This is a genomic window from Nocardioides sp. HB32, assembly GCF_054058995.1.
Genome location: NZ_JBSSBS010000001.1, coordinates 1676173 through 1694795, shown reverse-complemented (window position 1 = coordinate 1694795; position 18623 = coordinate 1676173). Strand labels below are relative to the sequence as shown.

Here is an 18623-nt window from a genome sequence, read left to right as displayed (position 1 = left end):
CGCTGCGTCAAGGCGACTCATGTTAGTGATCCCCCATGCTCTCGTCATCGGCTTCGGCCGACGCGTACTTGAGGCTCAGCGGAGTCCCACCAGATTGAGGTATGCGGAGGCGAGCTGGGCACCCACGAGCATGCCGGCCGCGGCGCCGGTGAGGAGGAACGGGCCGTGCGGGACGCGTGACTTCGCACCCGCGCTCCCGGAGGCGATCAGGACGACGCCGACGACGGCCCCGACCACGAAGCCGGCACCGAGGCCGACCAGGGCCGGGCCCCAGCCCAGCCAGCCGAGCACCAGGCCCAGCACCGGTGCCAGGGCGACGTCACCGAGGCCCATGCCGCGGCCGCCGGTGACCAGCCAGATGCCGCCGTACACCGCCAGCCAGGCGCCGGCCGCGAGGAGCGCGGTCGGCACCGGGGCGGCGCCGTGGCGGACGACGTCGATGCCGAGCGCGATGACGGCGCCGAGGGCGGTCGCCCCGGTGATCGAGAAGGGCAACCGCCGGTGGTCGAGGTCGATCATGAACAGCGCGACCCCGGCAGCCGCGACCACCAGCCCGGCGGCGGCGTACGGCGTGCTCCCGAAGCGCCAGGCCACGACGACGAACAGCAGCCCGGTCGCCAGCTCGACGAGCGGGTAGCGGACCGCGATCGGTGCCGCGCAGTCGCGACAGCGGCCGCGGAGCACCAGCCAGGAGACCACCGGCACGTTGTCGTAGGCGCGCACGGGGTGAGCGCAGGCCGGGCACGCGGACCCGGGCGAGACCAGCGACAGACCCGCCGGCACGCGGTGGATGACCACGTTCAGGAACGAGCCTATCAGCAGGCCGAGGACGCCGGCGAGCAGGATCACGGCGCGTCCGCCGGCTCGAGGACGAGGTGCAGGGCCGCGTGCTCGGCGGAGCCGACCGCGCTGGCGAACCGCTCCCGGCCGGACTGCTCCGCGACCAGGTCCCACCGGAGGTCGACGGTGGCGAGCGTGTGGTCGCCGCTGCGGATCGCGGCGAGCACGAGGTAGGCCTCGAATGCCGCGGCGTCGGCCTGGCGCGCGAGCCGGACCGCCGGCCCGTCCTCTCCCCCGGCGCCCAGCAGGGTCGCCATCGTGGCGCAGTCGGCGGCGGCGGTGCGCAGCTCGGCGGCGAGCTCCGCCGCCGTGCGACCGTCCAGCCGGTCCTCCGTCCGGCTGCTCGGCGTCTCCTGCGCGACGTGCGCGTGGTCCAGGTGGTCGAGGTCGCCGAAGCGGTCGGACAGCAGGCCGTGGACCGACTCGTCGAACGTCGTCACCATCGCCTCGCGCGCAGCGTCGAGGAGGGCGCGGGCGGACAGGCGCGCGGGCAGGACGATGTTCTCCAGCGACGCCGCCACGGACTCGCCGACCGCCGCGAGCTGGGCGTCGGGATCGGGCGCCTGGCCGAGACCGTTCTCCCAGAGCAGCTCCTCCAGCGTGTGCACGTCCGCCGCCCACGCGGCGAGCTGGGCCATCCGGAGGTCGCCGCGCTCGGCGTACCGCTCCGAGAGCTCGGCGAAGTCGGTGGCGCTCATGCTGCGGACCTCCGCGACCGGCGCTTGCTGCGGCGCGGCACGTCGGTCGCCGGCGGCGGCACGGGGAGGACGACCTCCTCCTCGACCGCGACCGGCTCGGCGACAGGCTCGCGGTCGACGATGTCCGGCTCGTCGACCGGCGCGGACTGCGTGATCTCCAGGGCCGGCGGAGTCACCGTCACGACCGGCGCCGTGGCGACCGGGCGACGCAACGGCACGGGCAGGGTGACCCGGGCGGCCGGAGCCGCGTCGAGGCGGGCCACTGCGGCAGAGACCCGAGCCGCCACCAGGAGCGGATCGGCGTCGGCCGACGTACGGCGGGCGACGGACTCGACCGCGATCCGGACCTGAGCACGGTAGGAGGCGAGGTCCGGCTGCTCGAGCGTGGACTCGGCGGCCCGCTCGAGGGCCTCCTCGAGGACGCGCACCTGGGCGCGCAGGGCCCGGACGTCGGGGTGGGGCTCGGCCAGCAGGGGCTCGACGACGGCCTCGACCTCCGCCTGCTCCTCGACGTCGGCGGCCGGCAAGGATCGGCCCTTGCGCCGGACCACGACGAGCAGCCCGACCATCGAGAGCAGCACCAGGCCGAGCCCGGTGACGTAGAGGGGCAGGTTCACGTTCATCAGTCCTCCGCGGTCGTGGTGCTGGAGACGTCGACGGTCTTGCCGGGGTCCTTCACGGGGGGCATCACGAACATCTCACCCGTGATCGTCGTGGTGAACGCCCCCGTCGTGCCGTCGCCGGCGAGCGTGACCGAGGTGACCAGGTAGGCGCGCTGCATGTGCTCGAGGTTCACGAGCAGCTGCTCGGTCTGGTCATAGGTCCCGGTGACGGAGACGGTGACGGTCTGGCGCGCGAGCTGAGACGTGGCCGGGGTCGTCGTCGATGTGCTCGTGGATGTGCTGGTGGCCGGCGCGCTGGGGTCCGCACCGTCCACGATCGGCGGCGTCGGCGTCAGGGTGGTGACGCCCTTCGCGCCGATGCCGGCGTCGACGGCGGCGGTCGTGACGATCTCGAACAGGCCCGGCTGGTCGGCGGTCGGCGGGAACTTCTTCGCGAGCATGCGGGCAGTCGTCCGGGTGTCGCCGAGCTGCTCCTGCTGCTTGACCAGTCCCGCCAGCTGGGTGCCGAGCACGGCGTTCTGGTCCTGGACGGTCGTCACCTCAGCACGAGCATCGGCGAGCTTGCTCGTCTCGGGGCCGACGGCGAACATCCAGCCCAGGCCGGCGACCGCGAGCAGGCCGACGACGCCGACGACCTTGGTGGCGGCGGGGGTGCCGAGGTCCATCACTGACCGTCCTGGGTGGTGTCGTCGGAGTAGCGGCCGCTGTAGACCTTCTCGGACAGGCCGACCGAGCCCGAGAACGTCACCTGGTCGGAGTCGCCGGTGGTCGTGGTCGAGATGAACGGCTCGACGAACAGTCCGGAGTCGCCGAGCGCGATGACCATGTCACCGACCTCGGCCCTGCTCCCGGCCGTCCCGGAGATCTGCACGCAACCCGCGACGACGCGGGTGTTGAACGGGTCCGGGCCGGGGCATGGATTCTCAGTGGTCGCGGTGGTGCCGCTCGCATCCGTCGGCGGCGCGAGCGTCACGGCGAGGGTGGCCAGCTGGGCACCCGGCGGGGTCGCGTCGCGGACGCCGCCGAGCACCTTGGAGAAGTACACCTCGTTCGCCATGGCGTCGCCGACGGTGCGCTCCTGCACGGACACGCCGTTGACGTAGGCCCGGACCGGGGCCAGCACCTGCGTCTGCGCGGTGAGGCGGCTGGTCTCGGACTGCTCGACGGCGACGAGCTTCTGCGCTTCCTGGGTGCGGGCGTGCTGAGCGCCGGTGGCCACGCCCACGAGCGCGAGCAGCACGGCCGCGCCGGCGACGAACCGGTGACGCAGCCGGCGCGCGGCCATCCGGTCGAACTCGGACTGCGAGAGGAGGTTGACCGACGGCATGGTCGGCACGACCGCCCGCTCGCGGCGCCTCATCGAGCCGCTCCCGCGCAGAGGCCCGCCGGGACGGCGAGGGCGGCCGGGTCGAGACCGGCGACGTGCGCGCGGCCCCGCATCCTGAGCGTGCCGGCGACGTCCAGGCGCTCCACCGGTACGTCGAGGCGCTCGGCGAGATGCTCGGCGAAGCCGCCGAGGAGGGAGCCGCTACCGGCGAGCAGGACCTGCCCGACCGGGCTGTCCAGCTCACCCGCCGAGGCACGGTAGAAGTCCAGGGTCGTCTCGATCTCGCCGGCGAGCTGGCTCGCGGCCACCGCGACGACCTGCTGGGCGGCGTGGTCGAGGCCGTCGGAGCGCGGCGCGACGGACTCGAGCTGGCTCGGGTCGAGGTGGGCGTGGCCCGGCAGGCCGACGTACACCTTCGTCCGCTCGGCCTCCTCCCACGTCCAGTCGTAGCGTTGCTGCACGGCCTGGGTGACCAGGTCGCCGCCGACGCCGGGGATCATCCGGACGTAGCGGGGGACGCCGCCGTGGTGGACCACGACCGACACGACGTCGGACCCGACGTCGACGATCGCCTCGGTGACGTGCGCACCGTCGACCAGGGCCGGGGTCCGGGCGCGCAGCAGCGCGAACGGCAGCAGGTCGACCGTGCGGGTCCGGAGCCCGGCGTCTCGCGCAGCGGCGACGAACGAGTCGACGACCTCCCGCGCGGCCGCCACGAGGAGGATCCGGGCGACCCGTCGCGGCTCGCCGTTCTCGTCCGGCACCTCGGGCTCGTCCAGCAGGTGGTAGTCGAGGTTGGCCTCGTCGACCGAGAAACGGCAGCACGTCCTGCACCTGGTAGCGCAGCGCCTTGCGGAAGTCCGCCGGCGGCATCCAGTCGAGGTCCATCTGCCGGACCAGGACGCCGGAATTGGCGACACCGATCGCGACCTCCTTCGTGCCGAACCTGCCCTGCGACCACAGCTGGCGGATCGCCTGGGTGAGGGCCTGTCCGTCCACGACGGTGCCCGCGTGGACCACTCCGGGAGCGAGCGGGACGCTCGCGAACCGGCGGACGGTCGCGCGTCGACGACCGGGGACGAACTCGGCGGCTCGGACACCGGTGCTGCCGATGTCGAGGCCGACCAGGGTGCGTGCCATGTGTTCTCCGGGGACCTTCCGAGATGGTGGTGGGCGCAGTGCGTCACTGATGTCATCGGAGGCGCCACCGGCGTACTTGACCCCCGGCGCGAGAATTTCCGGACCGGTCTGGATGCGGGGAGGCTCGGGGGTGCGCCGACGTGCTACACAAGGCACCGTGAACGACTCTCGGGAGACAGCGGCGACCCTGCAGATCGCGCCGTACCTCCAGGCTGTGGTGGTCAACCACGGCTCCGACCTGCACCTGAAGGTGGGCAGCGCGCCCCGGGTGCGGATCTCCGGCTCGCTGGTGCCCCTCGAGGTGCCTCCGCTGACCGCCACCGCGGTGGAGTCGCTGGTCCGCGAGACGATGCCCCCCGATGTCGAGAACACGTTCAACAGCACCAACGAGGCCGACTACGCCCTCGCGGTGCCCGGGATCGGGCGGTTCCGGATCAACGCGTTCCGTTCCCGAGGCGCCATCGGGTGCGTGCTGCGACTGGTGGGCGACGAGCCGAAGACCCTGGCGGAGCTGGGGATGCCGGACGTCATCCGGCGGTTGTCGCTGGAGCCTCGCGGTCTCGTGCTCGTGACGGGCCCGACCGGGTCCGGGAAGACGACGACCCTCGCGGCGATGGTCGACGCCGTCAACGAGGCCCGGCCCGTGCACATCCTCACCATCGAGGACCCGATCGAGGTCATCCATCGGGACAAGACCGCGAGCGTCAACCAGCGCGAGCTCGGCACCGACACCGCCGACTGGAGCGTCGCACTCAGGGCGGCGATGCGGCAGGATCCGGACGTGATCCTGATCGGCGAGATGCGGGACGCCGACACCGTGCGCGCGGCGCTGTCAGCGGCCGAGACCGGCCACTTCGTGATGTCGACGCTGCACACCACCGACGCGAAGGAGACCGTGAACCGCGTGATCGACTTCTTCCCGCCGTTCGAGCAGAAGCAGGTCCGCCTCGCGCTCGCGGCGTCGCTCCAGGGCATCGTGTGCCAGCGGCTCGTGCCACGCGCCGACGGCGCCGGCCGCGTCGTCGCGATGGAGGTCGCGGTGAACACGCCACGGCTCGCGGAGGCGATCGCGGATCCGGACCGCACGGACAGCATGCCGGACATCGTCGCGGACGGCGCGTACTCCGGGATGCAGACCTTCGACCAGCACCTCGTGCGCCTGGTGCTCGACGGCAGCGTGTCCGTCCAGGACGCGAAGGTCGTGAGCACCAACACCCACGACTTCGGCGTGATGCTCAAGCGCGCCGGCGTGGACCCTGCCCTGGTCGACGCGGAGCCGCCGCGATGAGGCCGGAGAGCGCCGACATCGGAGCGCTCGACCTGCCGGCCCTGCGGGAGTACCGGCACCGCCTGGAGGCCGAGGAGGACCGGGTGTCGTACTGGCGCCGTCTGGTGCATGCCCGCCTCGACCTGCTGGCCGCCGAACGGGCCACCGACCACGTGCTGACGCTGGCCGACCTGGTCCGGGTGCTCGGCGACACCGGGACCGGGCAGACCCGTCAGGCGCTGGTGAGCGTGCGCGCCGCCGAGCCACTCCCGGAGCTCCCCGAGCTCACCGAGATGTGGGCCACCGACGTCGACCCGCGCGACGACGCCCAGGTGGCCGACGCCGTCGAGCGCCTCACCGGCGCGGAGCGGCAGCTGACCGACTACCGTCGCGCCCTGCACCAGCGCATCGACGAGGCCACCGCCGAGCTGATCGCGCGCTACCGGGAGAACCCCCGGGCCGCCCTCGCCGTGATCCCGGAGGACTGACGTGCGCCCCCAGAGCTCCGGCGACACCGTTCGCGCCCTCCTGGAGACGGGCCTGGTCACGCATGCCCAGGTCGAGGAGGCCGAGCGTGCGGCCGGCGAGCGGGCCCAGACCGTCCTCGAGGTGCTCCTCGACAGCGGCTGGGTCGACCGCTCCGCGGTCGTCCGGACGGCGGCGATGTCGGCCGGGCTCGACTACGTCGAGCTGTCCGACTTCATCGTGGACATGACCGCGGTCAGCCTGCTGCCCGCCGAGTTCGCCCGCCGGGCCGGCGTCCTGCCGCTCGCACGCGACGACGACGAGCTCGTGGTGGCCGTGAGCATCCGCCAGGCCGGCGACATCGACCTGAAGGACGACCTCAGCCGGCTGACCCGCAGCCGGATCCGGTTCGCGATCGCCAACCGGGCCGACATCGAAACCCGCATCAACCAGGTGTACCGGGCCGAGGGCGAGATGCACGACCTCACCTCGGACCTCGCCCCCGAGGACGACGCCGAGGACCTCAACGCGCTCACGGAGGTGACCGACGAGGCGCCGATCGTGCGCTTCGTGAACCTGCTGATCACCCAGGCGATCAGTGACCGGGCGTCCGACATCCACATCGAGCCGACCGAGCGCGACATGCGGGTGCGGTACCGCATCGACGGCGTGCTGCACGACGCGCACCGCTCCCCCAAGAACATCCAGAACGGCGTGATCTCCCGGCTCAAGATCATGGCCGAGATGAACATCGCCGAGCGGCGGGTGCCCCAGGACGGCCGGATGTCCGTCACCCACCAGGGTCGTCGAGTCGACCTCCGGGTCGCCACGCTGCCGACCGTGTGGGGCGAGAAGGTGGTCGCCCGGATCCTCGACACCAGCAACACGCAGCTCGGCCTGGACGACCTGGGCTTCAGCAACGAGAACTTCGAGCGTTACCGCGCGTCGTACACCAAGCCGTACGGCATGATCCTCGCGACCGGACCGACCGGGTCCGGCAAGTCGACGACCCTCTACGCGACGCTGAACATCCTGAACCGCCCGGACGTCAACGTGATCACGGTCGAGGACCCGGTGGAGTACCGCCTGCCCGGAATCAACCAGGTGCAGACCAACGCGCGGGCCGGGCTGACGTTCGCCTCGGCGCTGCGCTCGATCCTGCGGGCGGACCCCGACATCGTGTTGATCGGCGAGATCCGCGACCACGAGACCGCGCAGATCGCCATCGAGGCCGCGCTGACCGGGCACCTGGTGCTGTCGACGCTGCACACGAACGACGCCCCGTCGGCCGTCAGCCGCCTGATCGAGATGGGCATCGAGCCGTTCCTCGTCGGGTCGGCTCTCGACGCCGTGCTCGCGCAGCGCCTGTGCCGATCGCTCTGCGAACGCTGCAAGGAGGCGTACGTCCCCGACGAGGCCGAGCTGGAGCGCGTCTCGTTCACCTGGGACATCGACGCCGGCGTGCCGACCATCTACCGCGCCGCCGGCTGCTCGGCGTGCTCACAGACCGGCTACCGCGGCCGGATGGCACTGCACGAGGTGATGGCGGTGACCGAGGACGTGTCCCGGCTGGCCGTCGCCCGCGCGTCGACCGACGAGATCACCCGGCTCGCCCGCGAGCAGGGCATGACCTCGCTCAAGGACGACGGCTGGGCCAAGGTGCTGCAGGGGCGGACGTCGATCGAGGAGATCCTCCGGGTCGTTGCCTGAGCGGCCGCGCGACCGTCGAGTGACGTGGAATGGCTGTGACCTGGCCGGATGTGCAGCCAGTTCGCGTCACTGGACGGGAGATGGCGGCCGAGTCAGCCGATCATGTCGTAGATCTTGAACATCGGCATGTACAGCGCGACGATCATGGATCCCACGAGCGCGCCCAGGAAGGCGATCATCAGCGGCTCGATCAGGGCGGTGAGCGCCTCGGTCATCGACTCGACCTCGGAGTCGTAGAACTCCGCGACCTTGCGCAGCATCTGGTCCACCGCGCCGGACTCCTCGCCGGACGCGATCATCTGCACGACCATCGACGGGAAGACGTCGTGGTGCGCCAGCGGCGCGGCGATGGACTCGCCGGTGCGAACCGACTCCTTGACCTCGTTCAGGGCCCGCCCGATCACGACCGAGCCGGTGGTGTCCGAGACGATGTCGAGGGCCTGGAGGATCGGGACTCCGGCTGACAGCAGGGTGCCGAGATTGCGGGCGAAGCGCGCCAGGGCGAGCTTCTGGAACAGGTTGCCGAACACCGGGAGCCTGAGCTTCAAGGGGTCCACGACGTTCCGGACCTGCTCGGTCTTGCCGTAGCGACGCCACCACCAGACGAAGCCGACGGTCGCGACCACGAAGAGCGGCACCAGGTACTTCATCGCCGCCGAGAGCATCACCAGGATCCGCGTCGGCAGCGGCAGCTCGCCCCCGAGGTCCTCGAACATGTGCTGGAAGACCGGGACCACGAACATCAGCAGCGCGACGCACATCAGGATCGCCATGATGAACACCACGGTCGGGTAGGTCAGCGCGGCCTTGATCTTGCCGCGCAGCTTCACCTCGGCCTCCATGTTGTCGGCGATCTGGCGCATCGTCGTGTCGAGGAAGCCACCGGCCTCGCCGGCCCTGGTCATGCTGATCATCAGCGGCGGGAAGACGTTCGGCCACTTCGTGAACGCCGACGACAGGCTCTGGCCGGCCTCGATGTCCTGCTTGACCCCCCGCAGCACCTTGCGGAGCTCGGGGTTGTCGGCCTGCTCGGACATGATCGTGAGGCCGCGCAGCATCGTCAGCCCCGCGTCGATCATGGTCGCGAACTGACGCGCGAAGACGGCCAGGTCCTTGGACTTGATCCGCTTCTTGAAACCGAGGTGGATCTCCCGCTGCATGCCGGTGTTCACCGGGCGCACCTGCAGGGGCACGTACCCCATCGCGCGGAGCTTGTCCGCGACGGCGGCCTCGGAGGCCGCCTCCACCTTGCCCTCGGTGAAGCGGCCCTGCGCGTCCCGGACCTTGTAGGCGTACTGAGTGGAGGTGGACATCAGCGCCAGGCCTCCTGCTTGTTGGCGGACGCCGCGACGAGGGTGTCGTAGTCGTCGCGGTTCGAGCAGTGCTCGAGACCGGCCTCGTAGCTGATCCGTCCGGCCTTCACGAGCGACGCGAGGTGGGCGTTGAGCGTCTGCATTCCGTCGCGGGCGCCGGCTTGGAGGGCGCCCTGGATCTGCTGCAGCTTGTCGTCGCGGATCATCGCCCGGATGCCGGAGTTGCAGACCATCACCTCGACCGCGGCCGCCCGGCCGCGACCGTCGACGGTCTTCACCAGCGTCTGGCACACCACGCCCTGGAGCGTGGCTGCCAGCTGGGTGCGGACCTGCTGCTGCTGCTCGGCCGGGAAGACGTCCACGACCCGGGTGATCGTGTCCTGTGCGGACTGGGTGTGCAGCGTCGCGAACACCAGGTGGCCGGTCTCGGCCGCGGTGAGCGCGACGGAGATCGTGTCGAGATCGCGGAGCTCGCCGACCAGGATCACGTCCGGGTCCTGGCGCAGCACGTGCTTGAGCGCGTTGCGGAACCCGTGGGTGTCGGCGCCGACCTCGCGCTGGTTGACCAGGCAGCCGCGGTGCTCGTGCAGGAACTCGATCGGGTCCTCGATGGTGACGATGTGGCCGCGGCGGCTGCGGTTGATCTTGTCGATGATGGCGGCCAGCGTCGTCGACTTGCCGGACCCGGTCGGACCGGTGACGAGCACCAACCCGCGCTTGAGGTCCGTGAAGCTGTCCAGCACGGCCGGCATGCCGAGGTCCTCCAGCGGCTTGATCTCCCAGGGGATCATCCGCATCACCGCGCCGAGGTGCTCACGCTGCTGGAAGACGTTGACGCGGAAGCGGGCACTGCCCGGCACGGCGTACGCGAAGTCGAGCTCGAGCTGCTCCTCGAACTCCTTCCGCTGTCGCTCGGTCATGATCCCGTACAGCGTCGTGCGCAGCTGCTCGGCGTCGAGGGGCGGGTAGCCCTCCATCACCTCCATCTCACCGCGCAGGCGGACGGTCGGCGGCGCGCCCTCGGTGAGGTGCAGGTCGGACGCGCCCACCGCCAGGACGTGCGCGAGCAGGTCGTCCAGCATGATCCGGCGACCGGGCTCCGCGCGCGACACGGCGACCACAGGGGGCTCGGCCACCAGCGTCGGCATCACGACCGGTGCCGGCGCCACGAGAGGCGTCGGGACCGGTGCCGGCGACGCGGGCCGAGCGAGCGGCAGGCCGAAGCCGTTGGGGGGTACGTCGGTCAACGGGTCCTCCGAGCAGCGGACGGGCAGGTGCTACCGAAGTCATCGGTCGGCACGACGCCGACCTTGAGCCCCGCGCTCAGTCGTTCTCCGAGTAGGACGTCACCTTGATCGTGAGCAGCGCCGGGTTGGTGGCGCTGGCATCGCAGGAAGCGGGCCGGAGGTAGGTGTTGCCACTGAAGTTGATCGCCTCTGCGAACAGTCCTCCGTAGAGCTTGCCACCGTTCAACGTGGCGATGCCTCGTCCTCCCCCGGGTGACAGGAGGAATACGGATGCACCGACCACGGAGCTCCTGTTGCTGGGTGAGATCACCGCATTGCCGTTCCGGATGACGATGACCGCCCCGGAGCAGCCGCCCGCCTCGGTGTTGAACGGCGCCGGCACGGCGGACAGATCCACCTCCGCCTGGTTGCCCGACTTGGCGCTGAGGTCGAAGAAGATCACGCCGCGCGATGCCGCCACCGCGGCAGCGGCGGGCCAGGCCGTGGAGGTCGCGTAGGTGCCGTCCTCGTCGGCGATGTCCTTCAGCCGCTCCACCTGGTCGTCGGTCAGCGGCGGGTAGGTCAGGTGGAAGACGTCCTGCATCCCCTGCTGGCTGACGATCCGGGACCCGCCGACCCCGTCGCTGGTGTCGTCGCCATAGACGGTGGTGGACAGGGGGAAGCCGTTCGCGGCCGACGTGGTCGTCAGGTTCGTCAGGCACGGGGTGCCCGCGAGTGATCCTCCCTCGGCGTCCTGGTCCGCGTCGTAGTAGGTGCCGTGCCCGTTGCTCCCGCAGGGCGACGACGCGTGGATGGACTGCGACGGCTGGTCGCACTTGCTCGCCGGACCGTCGATGATCAGGGCGGGTGTGTGGACACCCGCCGGGATGCCATGGGCCTGGTCGAAGCCGTCGATCGTGAACCCCGAGCGCAACGGGAAGCAGCCTGTGGTGAACATGCTCTCGCCATGCACCTCGGCGGCCCCGGTGCTGTTGCCCTGCATGGCCTTGGCGTAGATGCCTCGGCCCAGGCCGAAGTTGGTGACGACCACCTGCGCGGTCACGCTCCGACAGGCACCGGTGACGTCCTGACAGTCCGCGTGACCGACACCGTCGAGGGTGCCGGTGGCGTGCACGAGGTAGACACCTTCGGCCGAGCTGGTAGGCACGAACCGAGCCTTCTCCTCCACCCAGGCCGAGAACCGGGTCCCGCCAGCGAGCGGCGCCGCAGGACCGACGGTGTTGCCGTGGCCGTACGGCCCGGACGAGCATTCGCTGCTCCAGACCGGATGCGTCTGCGTCCCGGCGTTTCGGCACCGGAGGCTCGCCACGCCGTTCTGACGCATGAACGTGACCGCCTGGGACACCCCGGCCTCCGCAGCGCTGAGCACCCGGCTGGCCTCGTCGGCGCGGCGGGCGCTCTGCAGGTTGCTCAGCGTGACCGCCGACAGCGTGGAGGCCAGGGCGGCGAGCAGGACCAGGACCATCAGCACCATGATGATCGCCGACCCGTCGTCGGGATGAACGGTCTCGTTCCGGATCTCAGCAGGCACCGGCACCTCCAGCTGTGATGTCGACGTTTCGCAGGAACACGTCGGTGGCATAGCTGCGCTCGTGGCCGTTCAGGGACGCCGTCATCGTCACCTGGACGCGGTCGACCTCACCCAGCTGCGCAGGGCACCACCATCCGGCCGTGCCGCTGGGCGCTGCTGTCGGCGCCGTCGATGGCCCAAGCTCCGACCATGCGCTGCCCATCGACGGATTCGCCGGCAGCGGGCTCCACCGGCTGCTCCACAGTTGAAGGCAGAGCTTCGACACCTTCGCGGCGAGGATGGGCTGCTCCTGGGGGTCAGGGATGTCCTCGCTGAGGATCAGCTTCTGCGCGTCCCGATCCCACCGGTAGGCGACGTTCGTCGGCACCGACGAGTCAGCGTCGGCCTCGTCGAACGCGATACCGGTGAACTGGCCGGCCGCGCACCCGCTGCCCGGGTACGCAGGGACCACCTTCGTGACCGCGTCGGCGTCGCGGAGGTCGCGCGCCAAGCGGGTGAAGGCGATCCGCGACTCCTCGTTGAGGTCGACGGAGCCCGAGGTGTCGTCGGTGATCGCCGCAGTGGAGATCCCCACGGCGAGGAACAACGTTCCCAGGAGGCCGAACAGCCCCATTGCGACGAGGACCTCGATGAGCGTGACACCGTCGTCGATCGGCGATCTCCGGCGCCGGCTCATGACGTCGACTCCGCACTGCAGGACGTCGCACCGATCGTCACGACGATGCCGGAGTCCGGGTCCGACTCGCCCGACGCGAGACGCGTGGGCTTGGTGACCACCCGGATGCCTGGCACGTCCGACGACACTGACCCGCCGTTGGGTGCCGCCGAACCGGCATCGAACGTCCAGCTCTCGAGGTAGGGCTTCAGGAGTGGATAGTCGGCGAGCGAGAACGTGCTCGCGGCAACGGGCGCGCCGGTGCCACCCAGGAGCACCGGCACCTGGACGGAGGCGTCCAGTCCCGTGCCGCCGGTGGCCACCCCGCCGGTGACCTTGCACCAGGCATACGAGCGATTGAGCGAGATCCGCAGGACGCCGTTGGCAGTCGCGGCAGTCGGGAGCAGCGAGACGGTCGCTGATCGCGCGGCTCCGCACGCGGTGACGTCACGAACCGTCGTCGATCCCGAGTGCATCGCAGTGGTCAGGAACCCGGACCCCGACAGCCGCGCGTCGGCATTCAGCCCGCGCGGGCACTCGGCCGGGTCGCTGCTGGGTGTCCCCGGTGCGCTGCCGGTCAACCGAACCGGTCGCGCGGTCCAGACGTCACTGGGCGTTGCGGTCCCGATGTTGTCGAAGCTGAGCCCGACCGCGCCCGGATCAGTGAGTGCGGCGCGGAGCGGACTGGATGCCGATCCGGCCGAGGGGAGGCCGGAGTCGGTGGAGATGCCGACCCCGGCGTCGGTCCCGAGGGAGGTGGCGCCGAAGCAGAGCGGGTCCGAGCAGCTCGAGCCGAGGCCCGGATCCGTGACGGTCCCGAACAGATCCGACGGCGGCGCGGAGACACTGTGGGTGGCGCCGTACACGACAGGGCTGCTCGCCGGGTCGCCGGTGTCCAGCCGACTGACCGCACCGGAGCCGCTGACGTCGACCGTGCTGATGTCACCGACCGAGCCGTCGATGCTGAGCAGGCCCGCTGAGAGTGACTCGTTCGCTCCCTGGACCGTCTGGGAGGTGACCGTGAGGGCCGCCGCGTCGACCTTGGCCCTCACCAGGGTGGGACCGCTGTCGTGCTTCGCGATCTGGGTGGTCATGGAGCGAGACGTGACGGTGCCTCGGTCCCGGTACAGGACGGTCACGGTGACGGCCACCTGCGGCGCCGGTGGATAGTTGGTGATCGCGTGGCTGCTGTTGTAGCTCGCCCGCGGCGTCGCGACGGCGGGCGTCGGGTTCGCGGCGGAGCCTCCGGTCACGAACTGCGTGTCGAAGACGAGCGCGATGCCGCCGAGCTCGGCGTCGGTCGTCGGCTTGACGGTGCGGTAGAAGGCTCCGGCGGCAGGTTCGTACGAGCATCCCGCGCCCGAGACGTACCCGGTGCCGTAGTTGGGCCCGTCGGCCATCGTCGGCATCCGCAGGCCGGCGCCGACCGTGCACTGCAAGCCGGTCGCCGGGGCCGTGAGGTTGGGGAAGTAGAGGTCGAGCAGGTCCACCGGCTGGTCGGTGCCGTCCTCGCCGCTACCGAGTGAGACCCGGTAAGGCAGGCCGCGCAGGCGCTCGAGCTGCTGCTGGAGGATCCCGTTGGTGACTCCTTCGCGGTCGGCCTTGGACACCGAGCGGATCCCGGCGATGAACTGCGGGAGCAACGCGGTGGTGACGACCAGGAAGATGCCCATGGCGACGATCACCTCGATGAGCGTGAAACCGCCGTCGGGGTGCTGCCGGTAGCGGCGCCGGTCAGCCATGGAGATCAACCCGCCCGGTCAGTGCGGCAACGCAGAGCTGGTAGGTCTTGCTGGAGCCGTCCCGCGTCACGTTGACGTCGAACGACGTGACGTTGCCACACCCGGGCGCGGTCGCGCCGCTGGTGATCGTGCCCCAGGTCGCGGTCCCGCGCGGCGTGAACAGGAGCGACTGCACGGGCGCCAGGGCGAGGTGGACCTTCGAGGACTCCAGCGAGTAGGGACCCTCGAGCTTCGTGCCGCTCGTCGCGTCGCAGGCCGTGCGCCAGACGGTGTAGCTCGCTGCAGTGAACTGCACGCACATCGCCCGGCCCTCGGTCACCGCCCGCTGCTGCGCCTGCCGCAGCGCCGACTGGAGCGAACGTGCACTGCCCTCCTGCGCGTGCGCGTCGGAGTAGTGGGAGAAGCCGGCCACGGCGATCGCCATGACGATCCCCATCAGCACCATCGTCATCAGCAGCTCGATCAGCGTGAAGCCGTCGTCCCGGGATGTCGCGTGCACGAATGACTCTTCGGTCCCTCGATCGGGCCACTTGAGTCCTGAGCGGTTCTGGAAAGTTTTTTCAGCCAGCCCTCAAGGTCATGTCCCAGTTACCCGAAGTTGATGATGCAACGCGCAGGACCCGGGCAAGTCCGCGGCACCGCGCACCAGACCGCACCACAATCCCCAACAGGAGAACCATCATGCTTGCTCGGATGCAGAAGTCCCTGAAGGAGAAGGACCAGGGCTTCACCCTGATCGAGCTCCTCGTCGTCATCGTCATCATCGGCATCCTCGCCGCGATCGCCATCCCGATCTTCCTGAACCAGCAGAAGAAGGCCGTCGACTCCTCGATGAAGTCGGACGTCAAGAGCGCCGCAACCATGATCGAGACCTGGCGGACGGACAACCCCACCACCGCCATCACGGCTCAGTCGGTCGCGCCCGCCACCTCTGGCACGCTCGAGTTGGCGGGGTTCAAGACCAGCAAGGGCAACACGGTGGCGATCAAGCCCGGCACCGATGTCGGCTCCTACTGCATCTCGGCCATCAACGCCGCCTCGAGCACCCCGGCCAGCTACATCCTGTACAAGTCGGACGCTGGCGGTCTCCAGGACGGTTTCAGCACCACGGGCTGCTAGGGATCGGCTGACTACCTGATCGCCGGGCCGGGTGGCTTGTCCCCCCAAGCCACCCGGCACGGCCGTTTCCTGATGCAGTACTGACAGAGCCGGAGGACCCGATGGAGATCGTGACCGGAGACCACGCACCCACGCTGGAGCACACGGAGGCCGTGCGCCTGCTCCAGGAGATGGCTGCCGTGGTCCGCACGATCTTCGCGGTCGACGCGGCCCCCCAGAAGATCGGTCAGCAGGCGGCGCAGCCGGAGATCCACCCGACGACGGTCCCCGCGGCGCCCGTGACGCGCCCGACGACTCCACCGGCGTCGATCCCGGTGCCCGGGGTGGCGATGCTCCAGGAGATCGCCTTCCTCGACGACTGAGACCGGCCGTCATGGTCCGTCGTCTCGGAGTCGTCCTCGCGATGCTCGCCGCCCTCGCGGTGGCACCGCCGGCGCACGCCGCCACCCCGCTCCACCGCTCGGAGGCGCGCGACTCCGTCGACGCCGCCCGCGCGGCGTACGAGACGGCCGGCGCCAAGGTCGTCGCCCTCAGCGACCAGGACCAGCAGGTCACGGCCAACGCCGAGGCCGCCGAGGCCACGGCGCAGACTCTCCGCGACGAGGTCGACGGCGACGGCGGCCTGGTCGGTGCCGTGCGCGGCCTGTTCGGCGGCGAGTCCGACCTGGACCGTGCGGCCGAGGCCGCCGACAACGCTGCCGACGCTCGCGCCATCGCCGACATGGTGCACGACGCACTCGTCGAGCAGATGGCCGCGACGGAGCAGGCCCGCCGGGCCTGGGAGCGCGCCGAGCGCCGGCGCGCACGAGTCGAGGCGGCCTTCTCCGCGAGCGAGTACGCCGACGCGGCGCTGGAGCGCGCGCACTTCCTGCCGGCGTACGACGTCACCGGCGCCCAGGATCGCCGCAACCTGCGGGCACTGCGCGCCTGGCAGGGCTACCTGCACGACCTCGCGGCGGCCGCGGTCGTGCCGCCTCCCGCCACCGAGCTCGCGGACCCGACCCACCTGCCCGACGGGCTCGCGCCGGCGCGGGACGCCCACAACGAGCTCGCTCCCGGCATCGCGACCGCCCGGTCGGTCACGGTGATCTCGGCGGAGGCGGTGCGCGCCGTGTCCGAGGCGTTCCGGCGCGTCGGGCTGCCGGAGGTGCCGGGCGCGACCACCCCCTCGGCGTACGCGTGCGGCGGCCTCGTCTCGACCGCCTGGGCGGGCCCCCGGCTCACACCGCCCGCCGACGCGGCCGGTCAGTACCAGCAGCTCCGCAGCGTGCCGGCCTCCTCGGTGGAGATGGGCGACGTGGTCGTCCTCGGCAGCCGCAAGGACGGCCTCGCCGAGACCGGCGTGTACGTCGGCCGCAACCAGGTCGTGCTCGCCGACCCGACGACCGGGACCGCCGCCGTCCGGCCGCTGACCCGCGACCTGCTCGGCGTCCGCCGGGTCGGCATCGGCCTCGGCCAGCACGCACCCGCCCCCGCCGGCGGCACCTGTGGCGTCACGGTCGCGGCGCACACCGAGACCGACGGCCCCTTCGGCCTGCCCGTGGCGCCCGGCACCTACCACCTGACCGCCGGCTTCGGCGACCCCGGGTCGCGTTGGTCGTCGGGTGAGCACACCGGCCTCGACTTCGCCGCTCCCATCGGCACGCCGGTGGTCGCGGTCGGCGCGGGGACCGTGACCATCGAGCACCCCGACTGGGCGGGCAACCTGGTCCGGATCGACCACGGCGGCGGCGTGGAGACGCTGTATGCCCACCTCTCGCGCGTCGACGTCACCGACGGGCAGGTGCTCGCCGCCGGCGAGCAGCTGGGCCTCGTCGGTGAGGAGGGCAACGCCAGCGGCCCGCACGTGCACCTCGAGGTGCGACTCGACGGCACGCCGTACGACCCGGCCCTGGTGCTCGGGTTCGCCACCGGCGATCCGTGCCCGGCGACGCCGGACGGGCTGACGCTGATGCGCTGCGACGCGGCCGTCGCGTACCGGCTCATGGGCGCGGCGTACGCCGACCAGTTCGGCACCGCCCCGTGCCTGGTGACGGGCGAGGAGCTCACGGTCGACCTGTGCGGCGGCGCGGAGCGGGCCGGCAGCCCCGAGAACGATTGGCTGCTGCGGCACGGTCCGGCGTACGGCTGGATCCATCCCGGGACGCGCGCGGAGCCATGGCACTTCGCGTACTCCGGAGGCACGTCGGGTTAGCGTGTGCCCGTGCAGACGGACCACTCTCCCGACCACACGGTCGAGGGCCTCTGGAAGCGGTTCAAGCAGGATGGCGACCGCGACGCCCGCGACCGGCTGGTCGTGCACTACTCGCCGCTGGTCAAGTTCGTCGCCGGTCGTGTCCGCTCGGGACTCCCGCCCTCGGTCGACCAGAACGACCTGGTCTCCGACGGTGTCATCGGGCTGATGGACGCCGTCGACAAGTTCCAGCCCGAGCGCGGCCTGCAGTTCCAGACGTACGCCGTCACCCGGATCCGCGGCGCCATCGTGGACGGGCTCCGGTCCTCGGACTGGGTCCCCCGCTCGGTGCGCGAGAAGATCCGCGACGTCGACGCCGCGGGCGCGCGCCTCGAGGTGACGCTCGGCCGGGCGCCGAAGGACAAGGAGCTCGCGGCCGAGCTCGGCATCACCGTCGAGGAGCTGCGCCGGATCTACTCGCAGACCGCCCACACCAGCGTCGTCAGCTTCGAGACCGTGGTCGACGACGAGGCGCCGCGGGGGACGACGGCGCTGCCCGGCGCGGACGACGACCTCCCGCCCGGCTTCCTCGCCGCGGTGCGCGAGCTCGCCGAGCGCGACCAGGTCGTGGTCGCCCTCTACTACTGGGAGCGGCTCACGCTCGCCGAGATCGGACAGGTCCTCGGCGTCACCGAGTCGCGCGTCAGCCAGCTGCATAGCCGGGCGACGCTGGCCCTGCGCCGGAAGCTGGTGCAGAACCTCAACTGACGTCC

At 71.2% G+C, this 18623-nt stretch carries 19 protein-coding genes and 1 pseudogene; 7 read left to right on the top strand and 13 right to left on the bottom strand.

The features are described 5' to 3' along the window. Positions 1-75: 75 nt before the first annotated feature. From ACVW2K_RS08560 to pilM (ACVW2K_RS08530), 7 genes and pseudogenes are all read right to left on the bottom strand, one after another. Positions 76-849: a prepilin peptidase gene (locus ACVW2K_RS08560; RefSeq protein WP_028639098.1), complete on the bottom strand. Its 774-nt coding sequence runs from the start codon at positions 847-849 to the stop codon at positions 76-78. Further along, positions 846-1538 (bottom strand): hypothetical protein, encoded by a 693-nt coding sequence (locus tag ACVW2K_RS08555; protein ID WP_457202223.1) that lies wholly within the window; start codon positions 1536-1538, stop codon positions 846-848. Before ACVW2K_RS08555 ends, ACVW2K_RS08560 begins: the two co-directional genes overlap by 4 nt. Continuing rightward, positions 1535-2155, bottom strand: a complete 621-nt coding sequence (locus ACVW2K_RS08550) for a hypothetical protein (RefSeq protein WP_457202222.1) — start codon at positions 2153-2155, stop codon at positions 1535-1537. The genes ACVW2K_RS08555 and ACVW2K_RS08550 overlap by 4 nt, the downstream gene beginning before the upstream one ends. A gap of 5 nt (positions 2156-2160) precedes the next feature. Beyond that, entirely contained in the window at positions 2161-2826 is a 666-nt protein-coding gene (locus ACVW2K_RS08545) for a hypothetical protein (protein WP_028639101.1), read from the bottom strand. Next, on the bottom strand, positions 2826-3521 hold the full coding sequence (locus ACVW2K_RS08540) for a hypothetical protein (protein WP_457202221.1): 696 nt from the start codon (positions 3519-3521) through the stop codon (positions 2826-2828). Before ACVW2K_RS08540 ends, ACVW2K_RS08545 begins: the two co-directional genes overlap by 1 nt. After that, complete coding sequence (gene pilM / locus ACVW2K_RS08535; RefSeq protein ID WP_457202220.1) at positions 3518-4408, bottom strand: pilus assembly protein PilM; 891 nt, start codon at positions 4406-4408, stop codon at positions 3518-3520. Before pilM (ACVW2K_RS08535) ends, ACVW2K_RS08540 begins: the two co-directional genes overlap by 4 nt. Continuing rightward, positions 4317-4628 (bottom strand): annotated as a pseudogene (gene pilM, locus ACVW2K_RS08530) (type IV pilus biogenesis protein PilM); the annotation flags it as partial. The gene pilM (ACVW2K_RS08535) and the pseudogene pilM (ACVW2K_RS08530), both read right to left, overlap by 92 nt. Before the next feature lie 157 nt (positions 4629-4785). Between pilM (ACVW2K_RS08530) and ACVW2K_RS08525 the strand changes: the two are divergent. Genes ACVW2K_RS08525 through ACVW2K_RS08515 form a run of 3 tightly spaced genes read left to right on the top strand, consistent with a single transcriptional unit; the run spans position 4786 to position 8070 of the window. Continuing rightward, positions 4786-5916, top strand: coding sequence for a type IV pilus twitching motility protein PilT (locus tag ACVW2K_RS08525; RefSeq protein ID WP_457202219.1), 1131 nt, complete (start codon positions 4786-4788; stop codon positions 5914-5916). Beyond that, entirely contained in the window at positions 5913-6383 is a 471-nt protein-coding gene (locus ACVW2K_RS08520) for an RsiG family protein (protein WP_457202218.1), read from the top strand. Before ACVW2K_RS08525 ends, ACVW2K_RS08520 begins: the two co-directional genes overlap by 4 nt. A 1-nt stretch (position 6384) precedes the next feature. Beyond that, positions 6385-8070, top strand: coding sequence for a GspE/PulE family protein (locus ACVW2K_RS08515; RefSeq protein WP_457202217.1), 1686 nt, complete (start codon positions 6385-6387; stop codon positions 8068-8070). Positions 8071-8162: 92 nt separating this feature from the next. Here the strand turns inward: ACVW2K_RS08515 and ACVW2K_RS08510 are convergent, their stop codons facing one another. The 6 genes from ACVW2K_RS08510 to ACVW2K_RS08485 form a co-directional block, all read right to left on the bottom strand. Beyond that, positions 8163-9383, bottom strand: coding sequence for a type II secretion system F family protein (locus ACVW2K_RS08510; RefSeq protein ID WP_457202216.1), 1221 nt, complete (start codon positions 9381-9383; stop codon positions 8163-8165). Beyond that, positions 9383-10630, bottom strand: coding sequence for a type IV pilus twitching motility protein PilT (locus tag ACVW2K_RS08505; RefSeq protein WP_457202215.1), 1248 nt, complete (start codon positions 10628-10630; stop codon positions 9383-9385). The genes ACVW2K_RS08510 and ACVW2K_RS08505 overlap by 1 nt, the downstream gene beginning before the upstream one ends. A gap of 76 nt (positions 10631-10706) precedes the next feature. Further along, positions 10707-12161 (bottom strand): hypothetical protein, encoded by a 1455-nt coding sequence (locus ACVW2K_RS08500; protein WP_457202214.1) that lies wholly within the window; start codon positions 12159-12161, stop codon positions 10707-10709. Continuing rightward, positions 12151-12837: a PilW family protein gene (locus ACVW2K_RS08495; protein ID WP_457202213.1), complete on the bottom strand. Its 687-nt coding sequence runs from the start codon at positions 12835-12837 to the stop codon at positions 12151-12153. Before ACVW2K_RS08495 ends, ACVW2K_RS08500 begins: the two co-directional genes overlap by 11 nt. Next, a complete protein-coding gene (locus tag ACVW2K_RS08490; RefSeq protein ID WP_457202212.1) occupies positions 12834-14558 on the bottom strand; it encodes a type IV pilus modification PilV family protein in 1725 nt (574 codons plus the stop codon). The genes ACVW2K_RS08495 and ACVW2K_RS08490 overlap by 4 nt, the downstream gene beginning before the upstream one ends. After that, positions 14551-15057, bottom strand: coding sequence for a GspH/FimT family pseudopilin (locus ACVW2K_RS08485; RefSeq protein ID WP_457202211.1), 507 nt, complete (start codon positions 15055-15057; stop codon positions 14551-14553). The genes ACVW2K_RS08490 and ACVW2K_RS08485 overlap by 8 nt, the downstream gene beginning before the upstream one ends. Before the next feature lie 194 nt (positions 15058-15251). Between ACVW2K_RS08485 and ACVW2K_RS08480 the strand changes: the two genes are divergently transcribed. From ACVW2K_RS08480 to ACVW2K_RS08465, 4 genes are all read left to right on the top strand, one after another. Further along, positions 15252-15677: a type IV pilin protein gene (locus ACVW2K_RS08480; RefSeq protein ID WP_457202210.1), complete on the top strand. Its 426-nt coding sequence runs from the start codon at positions 15252-15254 to the stop codon at positions 15675-15677. A gap of 101 nt (positions 15678-15778) precedes the next feature. Then, entirely contained in the window at positions 15779-16039 is a 261-nt protein-coding gene (locus ACVW2K_RS08475; RefSeq protein WP_457202209.1) for a hypothetical protein, read from the top strand. 11 nt (positions 16040-16050) lie between these two features. After that, on the top strand, positions 16051-17871 hold the full coding sequence (locus ACVW2K_RS08470) for a peptidoglycan DD-metalloendopeptidase family protein (protein WP_457202208.1): 1821 nt from the start codon (positions 16051-16053) through the stop codon (positions 17869-17871). Between the two features lie 9 nt (positions 17872-17880). Next, positions 17881-18618: a FliA/WhiG family RNA polymerase sigma factor gene (locus tag ACVW2K_RS08465; protein WP_155992403.1), complete on the top strand. Its 738-nt coding sequence runs from the start codon at positions 17881-17883 to the stop codon at positions 18616-18618. Positions 18619-18623 lie beyond the last annotated feature (5 nt).

What these genes read in the sequence shown, in the direction of transcription:
- ACVW2K_RS08490 (WP_457202212.1), bottom strand. Translation starts at nt 14,558, where the DNA reads ATGGCTGACCGGCGCCGCTACCGGCAGCACCCCGACGGCGGTTTCACG.
- ACVW2K_RS08495 (WP_457202213.1), bottom strand. Translation starts at nt 12,837, where the DNA reads ATGAGCCGGCGCCGGAGATCGCCGATCGACGACGGTGTCACGCTCATC.
- ACVW2K_RS08470 (WP_457202208.1), top strand. Translation starts at nt 16,051, where the DNA reads ATGGTCCGTCGTCTCGGAGTCGTCCTCGCGATGCTCGCCGCCCTCGCG.
- ACVW2K_RS08555 (WP_457202223.1), bottom strand. Translation starts at nt 1,538, where the DNA reads ATGAGCGCCACCGACTTCGCCGAGCTCTCGGAGCGGTACGCCGAGCGC.
- ACVW2K_RS08510 (WP_457202216.1), bottom strand. Translation starts at nt 9,383, where the DNA reads ATGTCCACCTCCACTCAGTACGCCTACAAGGTCCGGGACGCGCAGGGC.
- ACVW2K_RS08475 (WP_457202209.1), top strand. Translation starts at nt 15,779, where the DNA reads ATGGAGATCGTGACCGGAGACCACGCACCCACGCTGGAGCACACGGAG.
- ACVW2K_RS08480 (WP_457202210.1), top strand. Translation starts at nt 15,252, where the DNA reads ATGCAGAAGTCCCTGAAGGAGAAGGACCAGGGCTTCACCCTGATCGAG.
- ACVW2K_RS08540 (WP_457202221.1), bottom strand. Translation starts at nt 3,521, where the DNA reads ATGAGGCGCCGCGAGCGGGCGGTCGTGCCGACCATGCCGTCGGTCAAC.
- ACVW2K_RS08520 (WP_457202218.1), top strand. Translation starts at nt 5,913, where the DNA reads ATGAGGCCGGAGAGCGCCGACATCGGAGCGCTCGACCTGCCGGCCCTG.
- ACVW2K_RS08545 (WP_028639101.1), bottom strand. Translation starts at nt 2,826, where the DNA reads ATGGACCTCGGCACCCCCGCCGCCACCAAGGTCGTCGGCGTCGTCGGC.